We start from the raw sequence: 14987 nt of genomic DNA on the forward strand, positions 1-14987 counted from the left end.
ATGAAGCCAAAAGATCCCTTTCCCTATGTTTCGGCATTTTTGGTAGAATAGTAGAGTTAAGGATTTACGGAGCAGGTAACAACAAAGCAGGAGGAACAAACGATGGCCATACGTTTTGTGCTGGGAAGAGCAGGCAGCGGAAAAAGCGAATATTGCTTACGGGACATGAAGAGCAAGCTTATGGAATCGCCGCAAGGACGGCCGTTGATCCTGCTGGTGCCCGAGCAGGCTACATTTCAGGCTGAGTATGCTCTTGCCTCGACGCCCGAGCTGAGGGGAACCCTGCGCGCTCAGGTGCTCAGCTTCCGGCGGCTGGCGTGGCGCGTTATGCAGGAAGTAGGGGGAACGGCACGGCTGCCGATCGACGATACCGGAAAAAAACTGCTTATACATAAAATTTTAAATAAGCAACGTCAGCACTTGAAGCTTTTTGCCGGCTCATCCGACCAAATGGGCTTCATTGAGAAAATCAACGATTTGTTTAAAGAGCTGAAGCGGTACGGCGTCAATGCGGAGGGGATGTCGGCTTTTCTTGCGGATACGAGGCAAAAGCCGGCTGCGCTTTCCGATAAACTGCACGATGTGGAGCTGATTTATAAGGAATTCGAAGCGGAGCTCTCCAAGGCCTATCTGGACGGGGAGGACTTTTTGACGCTGCTTGCGGAGCAGCTGCCCGAGTCAGGCTACGTTCGCGGAGCGGAGTGCTGGATCGACGGCTTTCACGGCTTTACGCCTCAGGAGATGGCTGTCATTGAAGGGCTGGCGGGCGTCTGCAGCGAAGTGTCGGTCACGCTTTGTCTCGACCGTGAGTACAAGCTGGGCGACAAGCCGCATGAGCTGGATTTATTTCATCCGACGGCCCTGGACCATGCTGCAGCTGCAGGAAAGGATCGGACCGGCTGGGCGTTGAAGTGAAAGAGACCGTGGAGCTGCCTTCGGCGCCTTCCGTTCGTTTCCGCTCCAACCCGATGCTGGCCTACATGGAAAATGTATTTGACCAGAGACTCAAGAAGCCGTATACTTCCGTATCCGGCGCCATCCCGTTGGAGCACGGGGTCACTCTATCGGCCGCTGTAAACCGGAGAGCGGAAGTGGAAGGCGTGGCGCGCGACATTTTACAGCTGGTCAGGGATAAACAGCTTCGGTACCGCGATATTGCCGTGACGGTTCGTAACATCGAAGCTTATGGCGATTTGCTGTCAGGCACGTTCAAGGATATGAACATCCCTCACTTCTTCGACCAAAAAAGAACCGTTATGCACCATCCGTTAGTGGAACTGATCCGTTCCTCTATGGAGGTGCTGTTGAATCATTGGAAATATGATGCAGTATTCCGCTGTGTGAAGACCGATTTTTTCCTGCCATGGACGAATTCGGCCGATAGAGCAGGCGGAAGCGAGCATCCGAGAGTAAGCCGTCATGCTATGGATCAGCTTGAAAATTATGTGCTTGCCTTTGGAATCCAGGGATCGCGCTGGTATGACGGAAAGCCGTGGACCTACTCGCTGCGCGCCAGTCTGGAGCAGCCGGAGGCGGGCTCCACAGAGTCCGAAGCGGCGATGCTGCGCCTGATGAACCAGTGCCGTGAAATCATCGCGAGGCCGCTAATTGCTTTTCAGGAGAAGATGAGACGGTCGAAAACCGTTCAGGACAAAGTCCAGTCGCTGTATGAGCTGCTGACCGAGCTCAAGGTGCCGGACCGGCTGGAGAGCTGGAGTCAAACCGCCGTTCAAGCGGGTCAACCCGAACAAGCGAGAGAGCATGCCCAGATATGGGACAGAGTGATGGATATGCTGGATCAATTGGTAGAGCTGATGGGGGAGGAGACGGTATCTGCGGAAACGTTCGCAGAACTGCTTGAAACGGGCATGGAGAGCATCCGGCTCGGTCTTGTGCCGCCCTCCCTCGACCAGGTGCTGATCGGCAGCATGGACCTGAACCGGACAAGCCGGATCAAGCATATGTTTGTGCTGGGTGTGAATGAGGGCGTCATGCCGTCCAAGATTAGCGAGGACAGCATTATTTCGGAGCAGGAGCGGGAGCTGCTGACGGGTTTTGGCATGCCGCTGGCCGAAAGCGCGAGACGAAGACTGCTGGATGAGCTGTTCCTGATTTACTGCGCCTTTTGCACGCCGTCCGAACGTTTATGGCTGAGCTACCCGCTGGCGGATGAGGAAGGGAAGTCACTGCTGCCTTCCGAAATGATCCGTCATGTGAAGCGGATGTTTCCTTTTCTGAAGGAGCGTCTGCTGATGAGCGAGCCGGCGGATGCCATGGGCTTGACAGAGCAGCTCAGCTACGTGGCGCATCCGGGAAGGACGTTATCTTACCTGATTGTCCAGCTGAAGCAGTGGATGAAGGGAGTCCCGATTTCCGGCGTGTGGTGGTCCGTTTACAATTGGTTCGCCGCACATCCCGAATGGAGCGGCAAGCTTCGCGGGCTGCTGCAGTCTCTGCTTTATACGAATGAAGCCAGGGCGTTGAGCAGGGATACCAGCAGGCTGCTGTACGGCGAGCATGTGCTGACCAGCGTGTCGCGGATGGAGCGGTTCGTCGCCTGTCCTTTCTCGCAGTTCGTCTCGCATGGGCTCAGGCTGCAGGAGCGAAGAATTTACCGTCTGGAGGCGCCCGACATCGGGCAGCTGTTCCACGCGGCTTTAAGCCTGTTCGCCGAGCAGGTGGTCAGTGAAGGTACGGATTGGGGGGCGCTGACCGCAGAGGATTGCTTCGTCAAGGCCGAAAGCGTAGTAGATCTGCTGGCTCCCCGGCTTCAGAGCGAAATATTGTTTAGCTCGAAGCGCCATCATTATATTGCGCGTAAGCTGAAGCAGGTTGTTGGCCGTGCGGCGATGATGCTGGGCGAGCATGCCCGGCGGGGGCAATTCGTGCCTGTCGGCCTGGAGATCGGGTTTGGGGAGGGCCAAGCGATTCCTCCTTTATCCTATGAGCTGGACAATGGGATCCGGATGGATGTCAGGGGACGGATCGACCGTGTAGACCGGGCGACGACCGAGCAGGGAACGCTGCTGAGAGTCATCGATTACAAATCAAGCCCGACTTCGCTTCTGTTATCGGAGGTGTATTACGGTCTTTCCCTGCAGATGCTGACCTATCTGGACGTTATCTTGACGCATGCGAAAGCATGGCTTGGAACGGACGCCAAGCCTGCAGGGGTATTGTATTTCCATGTGCATAACCCTCTGCTGCAGACGAAAAACCGGATCTCGCCCGAAAAGGCGGACGAGGAGCTGCGCAAACGGTTTAAAATGAGAGGCCTGATCCGTGCGGATGCCGAAACGGCCCAGTTAATGGACGGGGCGCTCGCAGGGGCCAGCGGCCATTCGCAGCTGATTCCCGTCGCCATGAAAAATGACGGAAGCTTCTATAAATCGTCTTCCGTCGCGGATGATGCGCAGTGGCAACTATTGCGCCAATATGTCCGGGGCACGATCAAAAGCATCGGAGAATCGATGACCGGCGGCGAAATCGGCATAGAGCCTTACCGTATGGGTCAAGAGATTCCGTGCACGTTTTGTTCCTACAAGCCGGTCTGCCAATTTGACGGCCAATTCGAATCGAACCGGCACGCGGTGCTGAAGCCGTTAGGAAAGGAAAGAGCAATGGAGCTGATGGACGAACGGCTGCAGGCGGCCGACAAGCCTAAGGGTGTTCCGTTTCGGCCGGCCAGAGCGGTGCAGCCTCGTGCAGCCGGCGTCTTACCGGGGGCAGGAACGGAAGAGGAGCAGGAGGTGCTTGAGCTCGAGCTTGAGCTGGAGACTCTGCCGGAACTGAAGAAAGGGGAGAACGGCCATGATGGACAAAATCCAAAAGCCTGAGGGCAGCACGTGGACAGACGACCAATGGGATGCCATCGCCATCCATGGTCATGACATGCTCGTTGCCGCTGCCGCAGGCTCCGGTAAAACAGCGGTTCTCGTCGAGCGCATTATCCGGAGAATTTCCGATGAGCACAATCCGGTTGACGTGGACAGGCTGCTGGTAGCGACGTTCACCAATGCGGCCGCCGCCGAAATGCGCCACCGGATCAGCGAGGCATTGGAGAAGGCGCTGGAACGTAATCCCGGCTCCGATCACATTCGCAGGCAGCTTGCCTTAATTGCCCGCGCTTCTATCACGACACTGCACTCCTTCTGCTTGGAGGTCATCCGGACCCATTACCAGCGAATCGGGCTCGATCCCGGCTTCCGAATCGCCAATGAAACGGAAAGCGAGCTGATGCGGCAGGATTTATTGGAGGAGCTGTTTGAAGAACAGTATGAGGCGGCGACGGAGCAAAGCGATTTTTGGCGACTGGTGGAATGGTTCGGTGGCGAGAAGAGCGACGATGCGCTCCACCGGCTGGTGCAAAGACTGTATGATGAATCGAGAAGCCATCCGAGTCCCGACCGGTGGCTGAGAGAAATGGCGGCTATGTTCAATCGGTCTGAACATAGACCGAGCGGCGCAGAGGAGAATAACCCATGGATTCCGAGCCTGCTGGTTTCGGTTCGGCTGGAGCTGGAAGGTATCGTGTCCGTTTTGAAAGAGGCGGTGCAGCTTGCCGATGCTCCTGGAGGGCCGGCTCCGTATTTGTCCAATTTGAAGGAGGACTTGGAAGCGGTCGCTTATTTGCAGCAGGTAGCGGAGTATTCCTGGACTCATTTGTACGACGCTTTCCAAGGCACGGCGTTCGGTAAGCTGAAGCCCAGCAGGGGCGATCAATACGATAAAGAGCTTCAGGAGCGGGTGAAGGAGCTTCGCAATAAAGCGAAGGAGGAGCTGACCGGATTAGCCGAAGAGCTGTTCGACCGGACGCTCGAGCAGTACGAGCAGGAGCTGGAGGAGCTCGCGCCGTTAATGCTTGCGCTGGTAGAGCTGGTCATTGAGTTCGGACGGCGCTATCAGGAAGGGAAGAAAGCCAAGGGGCTGGTCGATTTCGGCGACCTGGAGCATTTTTGTCTGCACATCCTGTCCGAGGATGCCGGCAGCAGTGTTCTTCAGCCTTCTTCCATCGCTTTGCAGTACCGCGAGCATTTTGCTGAAGTGCTTCTCGACGAATACCAGGATACGAACCGGGTGCAGGAGGCTATCGTCTCTCTGATCTCCCGCGAGGGTCCGGGCAACCGGTTTATGGTCGGGGATGTGAAGCAGAGCATATACCGTTTCCGGCTCGCGGAGCCGGGTTTGTTTCTGGAGAAATATAAAAGCTATAAAAGTGATGAACCGGAACCCGGCCAAAAAATTGATTTGGCCAAAAATTTCCGCAGCCGCCGTTCTGTCGTTGACGGAGTAAACTATATTTTCCGGCAGACGATGGGGGAAACGGTCGGCGAAATTGCTTACGATTCGCGGGCCGAGCTGGTGTACGGCGCATCGTACTATCCCGATTGGCCCGGAAGCAACGGGTCCGAGGCGGCGGAATTGCTGCTGATGGACCGTTCTGAAGACGAGCTGTCTCTGACGGATGACGCTGTCGTCTACGAAACTTCCTCGGAGCAGGAAGGACAAGAGGCGGCTGCCGAAGCCGTTAGCGAAGCGCGCGAGCTCGAAACGGCTCAATTGGAAGCCAGAGTCATCGCGCAGCATATCCGGAAGCTGCTTGGCGCCGAAGGCGGACCGGTCTTCCAGGTTTACGACAAGGCGTCCGGAGGGCAAAGAGACATCACGTACCGCGATATGGTCATCCTGCTTCGGGCTACCCAGCAGTGGTCGCCTGTTATTATCGAAGAGCTTCGGCAGCAGGGGATTCCGGCCTATGCGGAGCTTAGCAGCGGTTACTTTGCGGCGACGGAGGTCGAAGTGCTGCTCTCGTTGCTGCGGATTATCGATAATCCGTATCAGGACATTCCGATTGCCTCCGTCCTCCGCTCGCCGATCGTCGGTCTGACGGAGGAGCAGCTGGCGTATATTCGGATTGCGGGAAGACATAAGGCGTTTTACGAGGCTGTCATTTCCTATGCTAAAGTCAGTCGCCGACCGGACATCGATACGGGGGTTGGAAGCGATGAGGCGCACGCAGCGGCTGCGGAAATCGGGGAAGGGTTGAACGAAGCGGCTGCCGGCGAAGAAGCGGGAACTATGGAGCGGCGTGCTGCTTCTGCATCATTGGACATCGCTTCCGAGGTTCCTATGGAGCAGGTGAGCGATCGGGATCCTGAGGTTCAGAGCAAGCTGGAGCTATTTTTGAAGCAGCTTCAAGGCTGGAGGGAGAGCGCCCGGCAGGGTGAGCTTTCCGAGCTTATTTGGACGATTTACCGGGATACCGGCTTCTATGATTTTGTGGGAGGCTTGCCTGGCGGGCAGCAGAGACAGGCGAATTTGAGGGCGTTGTATGACAGGGCCAAGCAGTATGAAGCTACGTCGTTCCGCGGATTATTCCGGTTTCTGCGTTTTGTCGAACGAATGAAGGATAGCGGAGGCGACCTTGGAACGGCCAGAGCGCTTGGAGAACAGGAGAATGTAGTCCGCATCATGTCGATTCACAAGAGCAAAGGGCTGGAGTTTCCCGTGGTGTTTGCTGCCGGGATGGCCAAACGGTTCAATCAGCGGGATCTCACGGATACGTTCATGGTTCACAAGGATTTGGGCTTCGGGCCGAAATATATGGATGTGCAGACCCGTACCAGCTATCCTGCGCTGCCTTGGCTTGCCATTCGCCGCAAGATGCGGACGGAAATGCTGGCTGAGGAAATGAGGGTGCTTTACGTTGCGCTGACCCGCGCGAGGGAAAAGCTGTACCTTCTGGCTACGGTGAAAGACACGGACAAGCTGCTGCAAAAATGGTCGCGTTATTTGGAGCATCATGAGGAGCTGCTTCCGAACGATGCGGTGGCCCAGGCCCGTTCTTATCTGGACTGGATCGGTCCGGCGCTGATGCGCCATCCGGACGGCCGCGCCCTTCGCGAGTATGCCGGGGGTTCCCAGCGGATCCCGGCGGCATGCTCCGGCGATCCGTCCCGGTGGGAGGTGCGTCTGCTTAGACCGGAATGGTTTGCGTCCGTGGCAGAAGCGGCAGGCGCTGCCGATATAGATGAAGAGCGTATGCAGTCTGTATTCCATTTGGAGCCTGTCAGCGATAAAGGGGATTTGACAGACCATCAGGTGTGGGGGCGGTTGTCTTGGGAGTATCCTTATGCCCAGGCATCGGCGTTATTGTCCAAAACATCCGTCACCGAGCTGAAGCGATTATCGGAGCATCACAGGCTGCTGGAGCTGATCTCGGACGAGCCGCAGGCCGGTATGCTGAACGATCCGCTGCTTTCTTCTCCATCGGCTTACCGACCGGCCATTGTCCGGCGTCCGAGATTTCTGGAGCAGAAGAAGCTGAATGCGGCAGAGCGCGGAACGGTATTTCATGCCGTCATGCAGCATATACGTATGGACAAGGTTCCATCTGCTGACGACATCCGTGAAACGTTAGCCGATATGCTGCGTAAGCAATTATTAACCGAACCGCAGTGCGAGGCTGTAGATGCTGACGTAATAGCCTCTTTCTTCCGGAGTGATTTGGGCGGCAGGCTGCTGCATGCGGATCGCATCCATCGCGAGGTACCGTTCAGCTACGGTCTGCCCGCTAAAGAGGTATACAGTGATACGGATGAGCAGACAGCCGAAGAGACTATTCTTCTGCAGGGGATTATTGACTGCATGTTTGAAGAAGGACAAGGGCTCGTGCTGCTGGACTATAAAACGGATCATGTGAAGAGCGGCGGCACGGCCGAGCTGCACGCTATTCGCGAGCGGTATCGTCTCCAGCTCGATTTATACGCCAAAGCGGTTGAGAAAATCTGGAGGCGTCCGGTCACGGGGAAATACATTTTCCTGTTTGACGGGGCTCATATCCTGGAAGTGTAGTTCGGATGCTCGGCAATAAGATGATTTAAACATGAAGGGGGATTGTCTCATATGATTTCGACCCGCAAAGCTGCCCGCCTAGGCGCAAAGCTGCTTATGGTCATTTCTCTAGCTGTAGGACTTCTGGGTGGCGGCGCCGGCGCTTGGGCCGATCCGATTTGGGATCGCTGGCAGGCTGCCGATGCGGCTGTGAACAGCGGACATCCGGAAGCGGCGGTCCCCATTGGCAGTACCTTGTCGAGTATTACGCCTCGATTGCCGATTGGCAAAATGCGGCATTGTTTTGCGGCAGGCTGGACGAATATTACGACGGAATCCAGGACTATGTGAATGCAATCCGTTATTATGAGCTGGAGAATGAGTACTGGCTGAAAGACGGCAAGGATTGGGGAGCCGTCGATCTGCAGCGCGCGGAACAAATCCGGACGGTCGTAGAGCTGTATCAATCGACCTCCGATACGGCTCTGCTAACCCGGCAGGGGGCGCCGGCGAACGGTAAGCTGGCCAAGTTCGAGCCTGCCTACGGCATGTATATCGGTATGTACTCCGAGCAGGATCCGGCCATGCAGAACCACTTCAGCCGGTCGGAATCGATCTACGGCAAAAAGCATGCGCTCTACCTCGCCTATTCGCCGGTAGGCGGGGCTTTTCCCAAGCAGTATGCGGTACGAGCCAAGGAAACGGGAGCTGCGCTGCAGATTGCCTGGGAGCCGAAGAACGGCCTGGATTCGGTGAAGGATGACGCTTATTTAAGGGAATGGGCCCGTGCGGCCAAAGCTTCGGGGATACCTATCTTTTTGCGCTATGCCAGCGAAATGAACGGCGACTGGGTTGTATGGCATGGCGACCCGCAAAAATATATCGAAAAGTTCAGGCTGGTCCACGACGTGATGGCCGAAGAGGCGCCGAACGTTGCGATGGTCTGGAGTCCGGGAGATGTGCCTGCCTACTCCATGGATGTTTATTATCCGGGAGACGATTATGTCGACTGGGTCGGCGTCAGTATGTATACTGAGCCGTACGAGAACGGCGATCCGGCACAGGGGAATATGCAGGCTACATCGCCTGTTGAAAGGCTGGATTATTTGTACAAGACGTATTCGGACCGGAAGCCGCTGATGATCAGCGAGACGGCCGTATCCCACTATGCTCATATTCCGCAGGAGTCTTTTACAGACTATGGGCTGCTGAACCTGCAGCGGCTGTACGAAATCATGCCGCTCAAATATCCGCGGCTGAAGTCAATTACGTACTTCAATGTGGATCTGAAGGATCGGGAATCCCGCAACAATTATTTGTTAGGGGCTAACGAGGCGATGAAAAACCTGTACAGCCGGATGATCGCTTCCCCGTTCTATTTAACCAAGGTAGAGCAGGGGGCCGTACCGGCAGACGGAACGGGGCATACGAAGCTGCTGGATACCCAAAATACGTTTACAGAACGCACGCATATTACTCCATGGGTTAAAATTCCGGATATTTATATCGGCAAGCTGGATTATTATTTGAACGGCAAGCTGATCGCCACGCAAACCGCTCCGCCGTTCGGGATCGATCTGGAGGCAGGGAGTGTCCCGGAAGGCTCCAATGTAAAGCTGGAAGTCTACAATCAGGCTGGAAAGCAGGTAGCTTCCAAGTCGGTATCAATCTCCTCCGGGGTGGCTGTACGGATGAAAGGGAAGCTGCAGGCTTACGAGCAGCCGCCGGTCATTCGTCAAGGCAGCACGCTCACCCCGCTGAGAGCCATATTTGAATCTATGGGAGCTACCGTTACATGGGATGCCGCTACGCAAACCGCGACCGGACGCAAGGGGGATACCGTGGTGACGCTGAAGATTGGCGATCATCAAGCCTATAAGAATGGGCAGCCGATTACGCTGGAGGTTCCCGCTCAATTGGTGAACGGGTATACCTTGGCTCCTGCCCGCTTCGTAGGCGAGGCGTTCGGCGGCGAGGTACAGTGGGACGGCAGCCTGCGAGCCGTTAAAATTACGGTTCCTCCATCCCAGGTATCCAAATCCGCAGCGCCTTCGGCTTCATCCGAGCGGCCTGCGGAGCAGAAGCCTGAAGCGTTAGCTCGTACGGCTGCTTCTTCCTCTGAAAGATCTCACCCAGACCAAGAGCAAAAACCCGATTCCTTCGAATCGGGTTGGCTCTTTCAGCTTTTCTCCATAGTTCGTTCCTTGCTGCAAACAGCGGCAGCCTGGTTATCGCACTGATTCTCCGCCGCGTAAAGCCCTTGCTCACTGTGCATTAAATGCGAACAGGTACTTTGACTTCCTCCATAATCGCTTTCGCTACTTTACGGGCGCTCGAGAAGGAACGCTCCGCCAATTCTCCTTTACCTTCGCAGCCATCGCCGCAGAAATAGAACGGCACATTCTCCAATCGGGTCGGCAGCAGCTGGTTCGTTACAATATTTTTAACGCTGGCCACCATAGCTTTCTTGGATACCCGTTTTACGGCCGTTTCATCCCGCCAGCCCGGATAATAGTGATCGAACAGGTCTTCCATCTGCTTGGTTTTGCTGTCCAGGTAAGCCTTTCTTTCTTCTTCATTCGAGAAATTGTCGCTCAAATAAGCGATACCCTGCAGCAGCTGGCCGCCGTCCGGCACCAAGGTATGATCCGTGGCGGATACATCGCTGATAAACAGCTTGTTGTCCATGTCGCTGATATAAGAGAATGGACGGGCGACAACCTTGTTCAGGCCGATATCGTATACCATGACTTCCGTAGGGGTATTCTCTTCGAACGGAGCCATGAACGGTTCCCAAGGCGTTCCTTTCATCAGCTTGCAGATTTGCTGTACCGGCATTGCAAAAATTACTTTATCGAAAACGAGCTCCCTCGTTTTGGTTTTCAGCACATATTTTCGATCCTCGTACCGGATTTCCTCTACGCCTTCCTTGAGAGCCATCTCCCAGGTGCCGGGCAGCTCGATTTTTTGGCGCAGCTGGTTGGTAATGACGGCCCAGCTTCCCAGCACGTAGTTAACCGGACGGGAGGAGAGGAACAGGTTATGGTAGTATTCGCTGATCACTTCGCCAGGAACCTTGCGGGCTTCTTCCGGCGTGATGAAGAAGTTGGAGCAGACGAGATGCTCCCATAGCTCTTTTACATCCTCATCCGCATCGGATTGAGCGAGGTAGTCGCCTAGCGTCTCATAGTTTTTCACTTTATGAATATGGGCGATGATCGCGGAAATTTCCCCGACAAACCGGCACCTTCTGCTTCGCATTCAAAATTTCCGTCCGCATTAAATTGACAAAATCAAGCGGCGCGGGAGTTAACTGATCGTTTTTGTAATACATGACTCTTCTCTTATCCACCTGCTTGGAGCTGAAGGACAGACCAAGCTCACGCTCCATCGCGCTTAGTTCGTGCCGGTCGATTCCGTATACGGCATGAGCGCCGTAATTGAGCGTAAAGCCTGCTTTCTCATATGTAAAAGCACGGCCGCCCCATTGCGGACTTCTTTCAAATATAACACCTTCAATTCCTTCATGCTCCGATAAATAAGCCGCGGCAGTCAAGCCGGCCAATCCTCCGCCAATAATTGCGATTTTCATCTTGTTAGCCTCCTTAGCGTTCTGTATCAGCCTTGATTCGATGGGTATAGAGGATGCGCCTTGATCGGAACGCAGTCCGGACCAAACCCAAGCGAGATTATTTCGTACCATGCCGAGCAATTCCTGTTCTTCCTGAGAGCACCACATCCATAAAGTTCCGCGATAGGCCGCGATGAGCAGCTTCACCTTGGTCGGGTTCGGCAGCCAGCGCAGCAGGCGGTTAAACAGCAATTGATACTGCTCTTCTTCAATGGCTTTTAAAGCTTCGTTCTGAAGCGAAAGGGAGATCAAGCTGCGAATCAGCCTAGGATACGTTTGAATATTGGACGACAAGTCTAAAAAGAGCCTGTTAATATGACCCTCAAGGGATTGAACCTGGGATGGGGTTGTGTCCGCCCATTCGGAAATAACATGAATTTGCTTGCGGGACATTTCCCTTAATATCTCATCTTTTCCTTGAAAATAATGATAAAAAGTGCCCTTTGACGTGTGGGTAGCGGCAATGATATCGTCGACCGACACCTGCTCATAACCGCGCTCCATAAATAAGCGCAAAGCCACCTCGATCATAAACTCCCGCTTTTTACGGGTTGAAGCACGCATAAACCGACTCATCCGAACCACCCCATCGTCCATCATCGGCTTCATTATACATAATATTAGACTTACAGTCTAGAAGTGAAACAGGGCTATCGTTTTTTAGTTTTGGCAGGAACGGAAAGTCTATGCGCCGCTTTCAAATACGAGAAAATAAGGGGAAAATCGACGTTTAACGAACATCCTTAATTTTTCTTTGATTCGGAGTTTCTTTTTTGCGAAAAATTCGGTATAGTAATAACGATATAGAATTACCGTCATAGCTTTAGGCGCTGGGAGGACAACCCGTCATGGATTGTATTTTTTGTAAGATCATCGAGGGGAGCATCCCTTCCAAGAAAGTGTACGAGAACGAGCACGTGTTGGCGTTTCATGATATTCAGCCGGCCGCTCCCGTACATATTTTGATTATCCCCAAGAAGCACATCGCAACCATGAACGACGTTGAGTCAAGCGACTGGGGCTTGCTCGGTGAGATTCATCGTGCCGCGCAAGAAATCGCCAGACAAGTTGGTGTGGCGGAAAGCGGTTATCGTTTGATTAATAACTGCGGTACAGACGGAGGACAAGTTGTTTTTCATATTCATTATCACTTGTTGGCAGGAGAGAAGCTGGGCCCGCTTAACGCGAGGCAGTCAACAAACTTTATTTCATAGGTTGACACCCAGTTTAGCTATGCCATATAATGAAATTTGATGAATTGCTTTTTTTCGTCTTGGACGGTCTGTTCGGAGGGAGGGAAAACTGGTGTCAGAAACTCGAGTTCGCAAAAATGAAACTATAGATGCTGCACTTCGCCGCTTTAAGCGCTCCATCGCAAAAGATGGCGTATTAGCGGAGGTTAAAAAACGCAAGCATTATGAGAAGCCAAGCGTGAAACGTAAGAAGAAATCAGAGGCTGCTCGTAAGAGAAAGTTCTAGGGGGCTTAATCGATGAGCTTAAGCGAGAGATTAAACGAAGATATGAAGCTAGCGATGAAGAGTCAAGACAAGTTTAAACTCTCCGTAATCCGTATGGTTCGTGCAGCTATCAAGAATATTGAGATAGATCAGCGTAAAACCTTAGATGACCAAGAAGTACTTGACGTTCTGAATCGTGAAGTTAAACAGCGGAAAGATTCCCTCCAAGAATTTGAAAAGGCAGGTCGTGACGACCTCGCCGAAACCGTGAAGGCAGAAATTGAAATTCTGATGGAGTACTTGCCGCAGCAGCTTTCGGAAGAAGAAGTAAAAGCCATTGTATCGCAGACCATCCAAGAAGTGGGAGCTTCTTCTAAAGCGGATATAGGAAAAGTCATGGGTGCATTGATGCCTAAGGTGAAAGGGCGTGCCGATGGCAAGATTGTCAATCAGGCCGTTCAACAACTCTTATCATAGTAGGACATGGAAAACACTCCTGGAAACAGGAGTGTTTTTTTATTTATTCGGTTAATCGAATAGGTTAGCCGAATGGTTTTTTTTGCAAGTTTGAATCGAATAGGCTATCCTTTACGTAAGTATGAACAAGGAGCAAATAAGGAAAAAGGAGGTGAGGGTCACATGTGGAAGCCTAAGCCTTCGGCTTTGCTGCTCAGAACGGGCATGCTTCTGCTGGCAGCCTTGTTTATGTTAACAGGCTGGATTCCTGTTTCTGCTGCGGTGCAAGAGACAGGACAGACCGCCCCTGCCGCTTCAAGCCAGGCTCCATTATCCGCTCCAGTCGTGGTCATTCCCGTTCACAAGACGATTGAGGCGGGGCTGGAGAAGTTTTTAACCCGTGCGGTAAATGAAGCCGCGGAAGCACAAGCGATGTATATTGTTCTGGATATCGATACTTTGGGCGGAGAGGTTATCGCCGCAGAGGAGATTGGAGAATTGATCCGGGGCAGTAAGGTGCCGACGATCGCCTATGTTCACGGTAAAGCGGTTTCTGCAGGGAGCTATATTGCTCTGAATGCCGTGCAGATTGCGATGGAGCCAGGCAGCTCGATAGGAGCGGCCGCCGTTGTGGACGGCTCCGGCAACGAGATCGATAATGTAAAGGTTGTTGCCCATTGGGCTAGTGAAATGCGTGCTGCTGCCGAGCTTCGGGGGCGTGATCCGCAGATAGCGGAAGCGATGGTTGACAAAAATGTCGGCGTTACCATGCAGCCGATCGGGCGCGACGTGCCGAAAGGCCAGCTCGTTTCCTTGACGGCGGAGGAGGCGGTGAAGGTAGGCTACGCCGAGGTGCTGGCCAAAGATATGGGCGAGGTGATTCGTCATATCGGAGGGACGGAGCACCCGCTTCTTACGATGAAGCCTACGCCGGCTGAGACATTTTCCCGATGGATTACCGATCCGCTGGTATCGACGCTGCTGCTCTTTATCGGCATCGCAGGGATTGCCATCGAGTTGTTCGTGCCAGGATTCGGTATTCCGGGAATATTGGGGCTGCTTGGTTTTGGCTTGTACTTCTTCGGCCATTACATTATCGGCTTCGCGGGGGTGGAGGATATAGCGCTCTTTATCATTGGCGTCGTGCTGCTGATCATCGAGATTTTCGTTTCCAGCTTTGGTATTCTAGGCATCCTGGGGATCGTCTGCTTATTCAGCAGTGTCGTGATGGCGGCCTACAATACGAAGCAGGCGGCATTGAATCTGTCTATCGCTTTCGTGCTTGCAGTCATTGTGTTGGCTATCTTTATTAAAATATTTAAGCACCGCGGCGTCTGGAACCGGTTTATTTTACGCGATTCGCTGACGACCGAGGAAGGCTACACCTCAGCGGACTCGAGAACAGAGCTGGTGGGCCGGACAGGGACGGCGCTTACGCCGCTGCGTCCCGCAGGCACCGTACAAATCGGCGAGGATCGGATCGATGTCGTAACCTCGGGAGAATTCATTCCTGCCAGCACTTCAGTCATCGTTATTCAAGTCGAAGGCTCGCGCATTGTTGTTCGCAAGGAAGAGGAAAGACATGCTTAAAGCCTGAAATCAGGCCTAT

Annotated in this window: 10 protein-coding genes; 8 read left to right on the top strand and 2 right to left on the bottom strand. The window is 53.7% G+C overall.

The window, feature by feature from the left end:
- Positions 1-102: 102 nt before the first annotated feature.
- From ACHHV8_RS09070 to ACHHV8_RS09085, 4 genes are all read left to right on the top strand, one after another.
- Entirely contained in the window at positions 103-915 is an 813-nt protein-coding gene (locus ACHHV8_RS09070; protein WP_395157983.1) for a helicase-exonuclease AddAB subunit AddB, read from the top strand.
- Complete coding sequence (gene addB / locus ACHHV8_RS09075) at positions 912-3836, top strand: helicase-exonuclease AddAB subunit AddB (RefSeq protein ID WP_395157984.1); 2925 nt, start codon at positions 912-914, stop codon at positions 3834-3836. The genes ACHHV8_RS09070 and addB overlap by 4 nt, the downstream gene beginning before the upstream one ends.
- A complete protein-coding gene (gene addA, locus ACHHV8_RS09080) occupies positions 3811-7854 on the top strand; it encodes a helicase-exonuclease AddAB subunit AddA (RefSeq protein ID WP_395157985.1) in 4044 nt (1347 codons plus the stop codon). Before addB ends, addA begins: the two co-directional genes overlap by 26 nt.
- 143 nt (positions 7855-7997) lie before the next feature.
- Positions 7998-10073, top strand: coding sequence for a stalk domain-containing protein (locus ACHHV8_RS09085; protein ID WP_395157986.1), 2076 nt, complete (start codon positions 7998-8000; stop codon positions 10071-10073).
- A gap of 34 nt (positions 10074-10107) precedes the next feature.
- Here the strand turns inward: ACHHV8_RS09085 and ACHHV8_RS09090 are convergent, their stop codons facing one another.
- Together ACHHV8_RS09090 and ACHHV8_RS09095 are read right to left on the bottom strand one after the other, a co-directional pair.
- Positions 10108-11094: an amine oxidase gene (locus tag ACHHV8_RS09090; protein WP_395157987.1), complete on the bottom strand. Its 987-nt coding sequence runs from the start codon at positions 11092-11094 to the stop codon at positions 10108-10110.
- On the bottom strand, positions 11033-12040 hold the full coding sequence (locus ACHHV8_RS09095; RefSeq protein WP_395157988.1) for a TetR family transcriptional regulator: 1008 nt from the start codon (positions 12038-12040) through the stop codon (positions 11033-11035). Before ACHHV8_RS09095 ends, ACHHV8_RS09090 begins: the two co-directional genes overlap by 62 nt.
- A 272-nt stretch (positions 12041-12312) precedes the next feature.
- Here ACHHV8_RS09095 and ACHHV8_RS09100 point away from each other — a divergent pair, with 272 nt between their 5' ends.
- The 4 genes from ACHHV8_RS09100 (at position 12313) to ACHHV8_RS09115 (ending at position 14968) form a co-directional block, all read left to right on the top strand.
- The gene (locus tag ACHHV8_RS09100; protein ID WP_395157989.1) at positions 12313-12678 is read left to right on the top strand and encodes a histidine triad nucleotide-binding protein; all 366 of its coding nucleotides are present in this window, start codon (positions 12313-12315) and stop codon (positions 12676-12678) included.
- A gap of 91 nt (positions 12679-12769) precedes the next feature.
- On the top strand, positions 12770-12943 hold the full coding sequence (rpsU, locus tag ACHHV8_RS09105; RefSeq protein WP_010491812.1) for a 30S ribosomal protein S21: 174 nt from the start codon (positions 12770-12772) through the stop codon (positions 12941-12943).
- 12 nt (positions 12944-12955) lie between these two features.
- A complete protein-coding gene (locus tag ACHHV8_RS09110; protein WP_395157990.1) occupies positions 12956-13399 on the top strand; it encodes a GatB/YqeY domain-containing protein in 444 nt (147 codons plus the stop codon).
- Between the two features lie 162 nt (positions 13400-13561).
- Complete coding sequence (locus ACHHV8_RS09115; RefSeq protein WP_395157991.1) at positions 13562-14968, top strand: NfeD family protein; 1407 nt, start codon at positions 13562-13564, stop codon at positions 14966-14968.
- The last annotated feature ends 19 nt before the right edge of the window (positions 14969-14987 follow it).

Origin of the sequence: Paenibacillus sp. TAB_01 (genome assembly GCF_043945595.1) — a bacterium.
Classification (GTDB): domain Bacteria; phylum Bacillota; class Bacilli; order Paenibacillales; family NBRC-103111; genus Paenibacillus_S.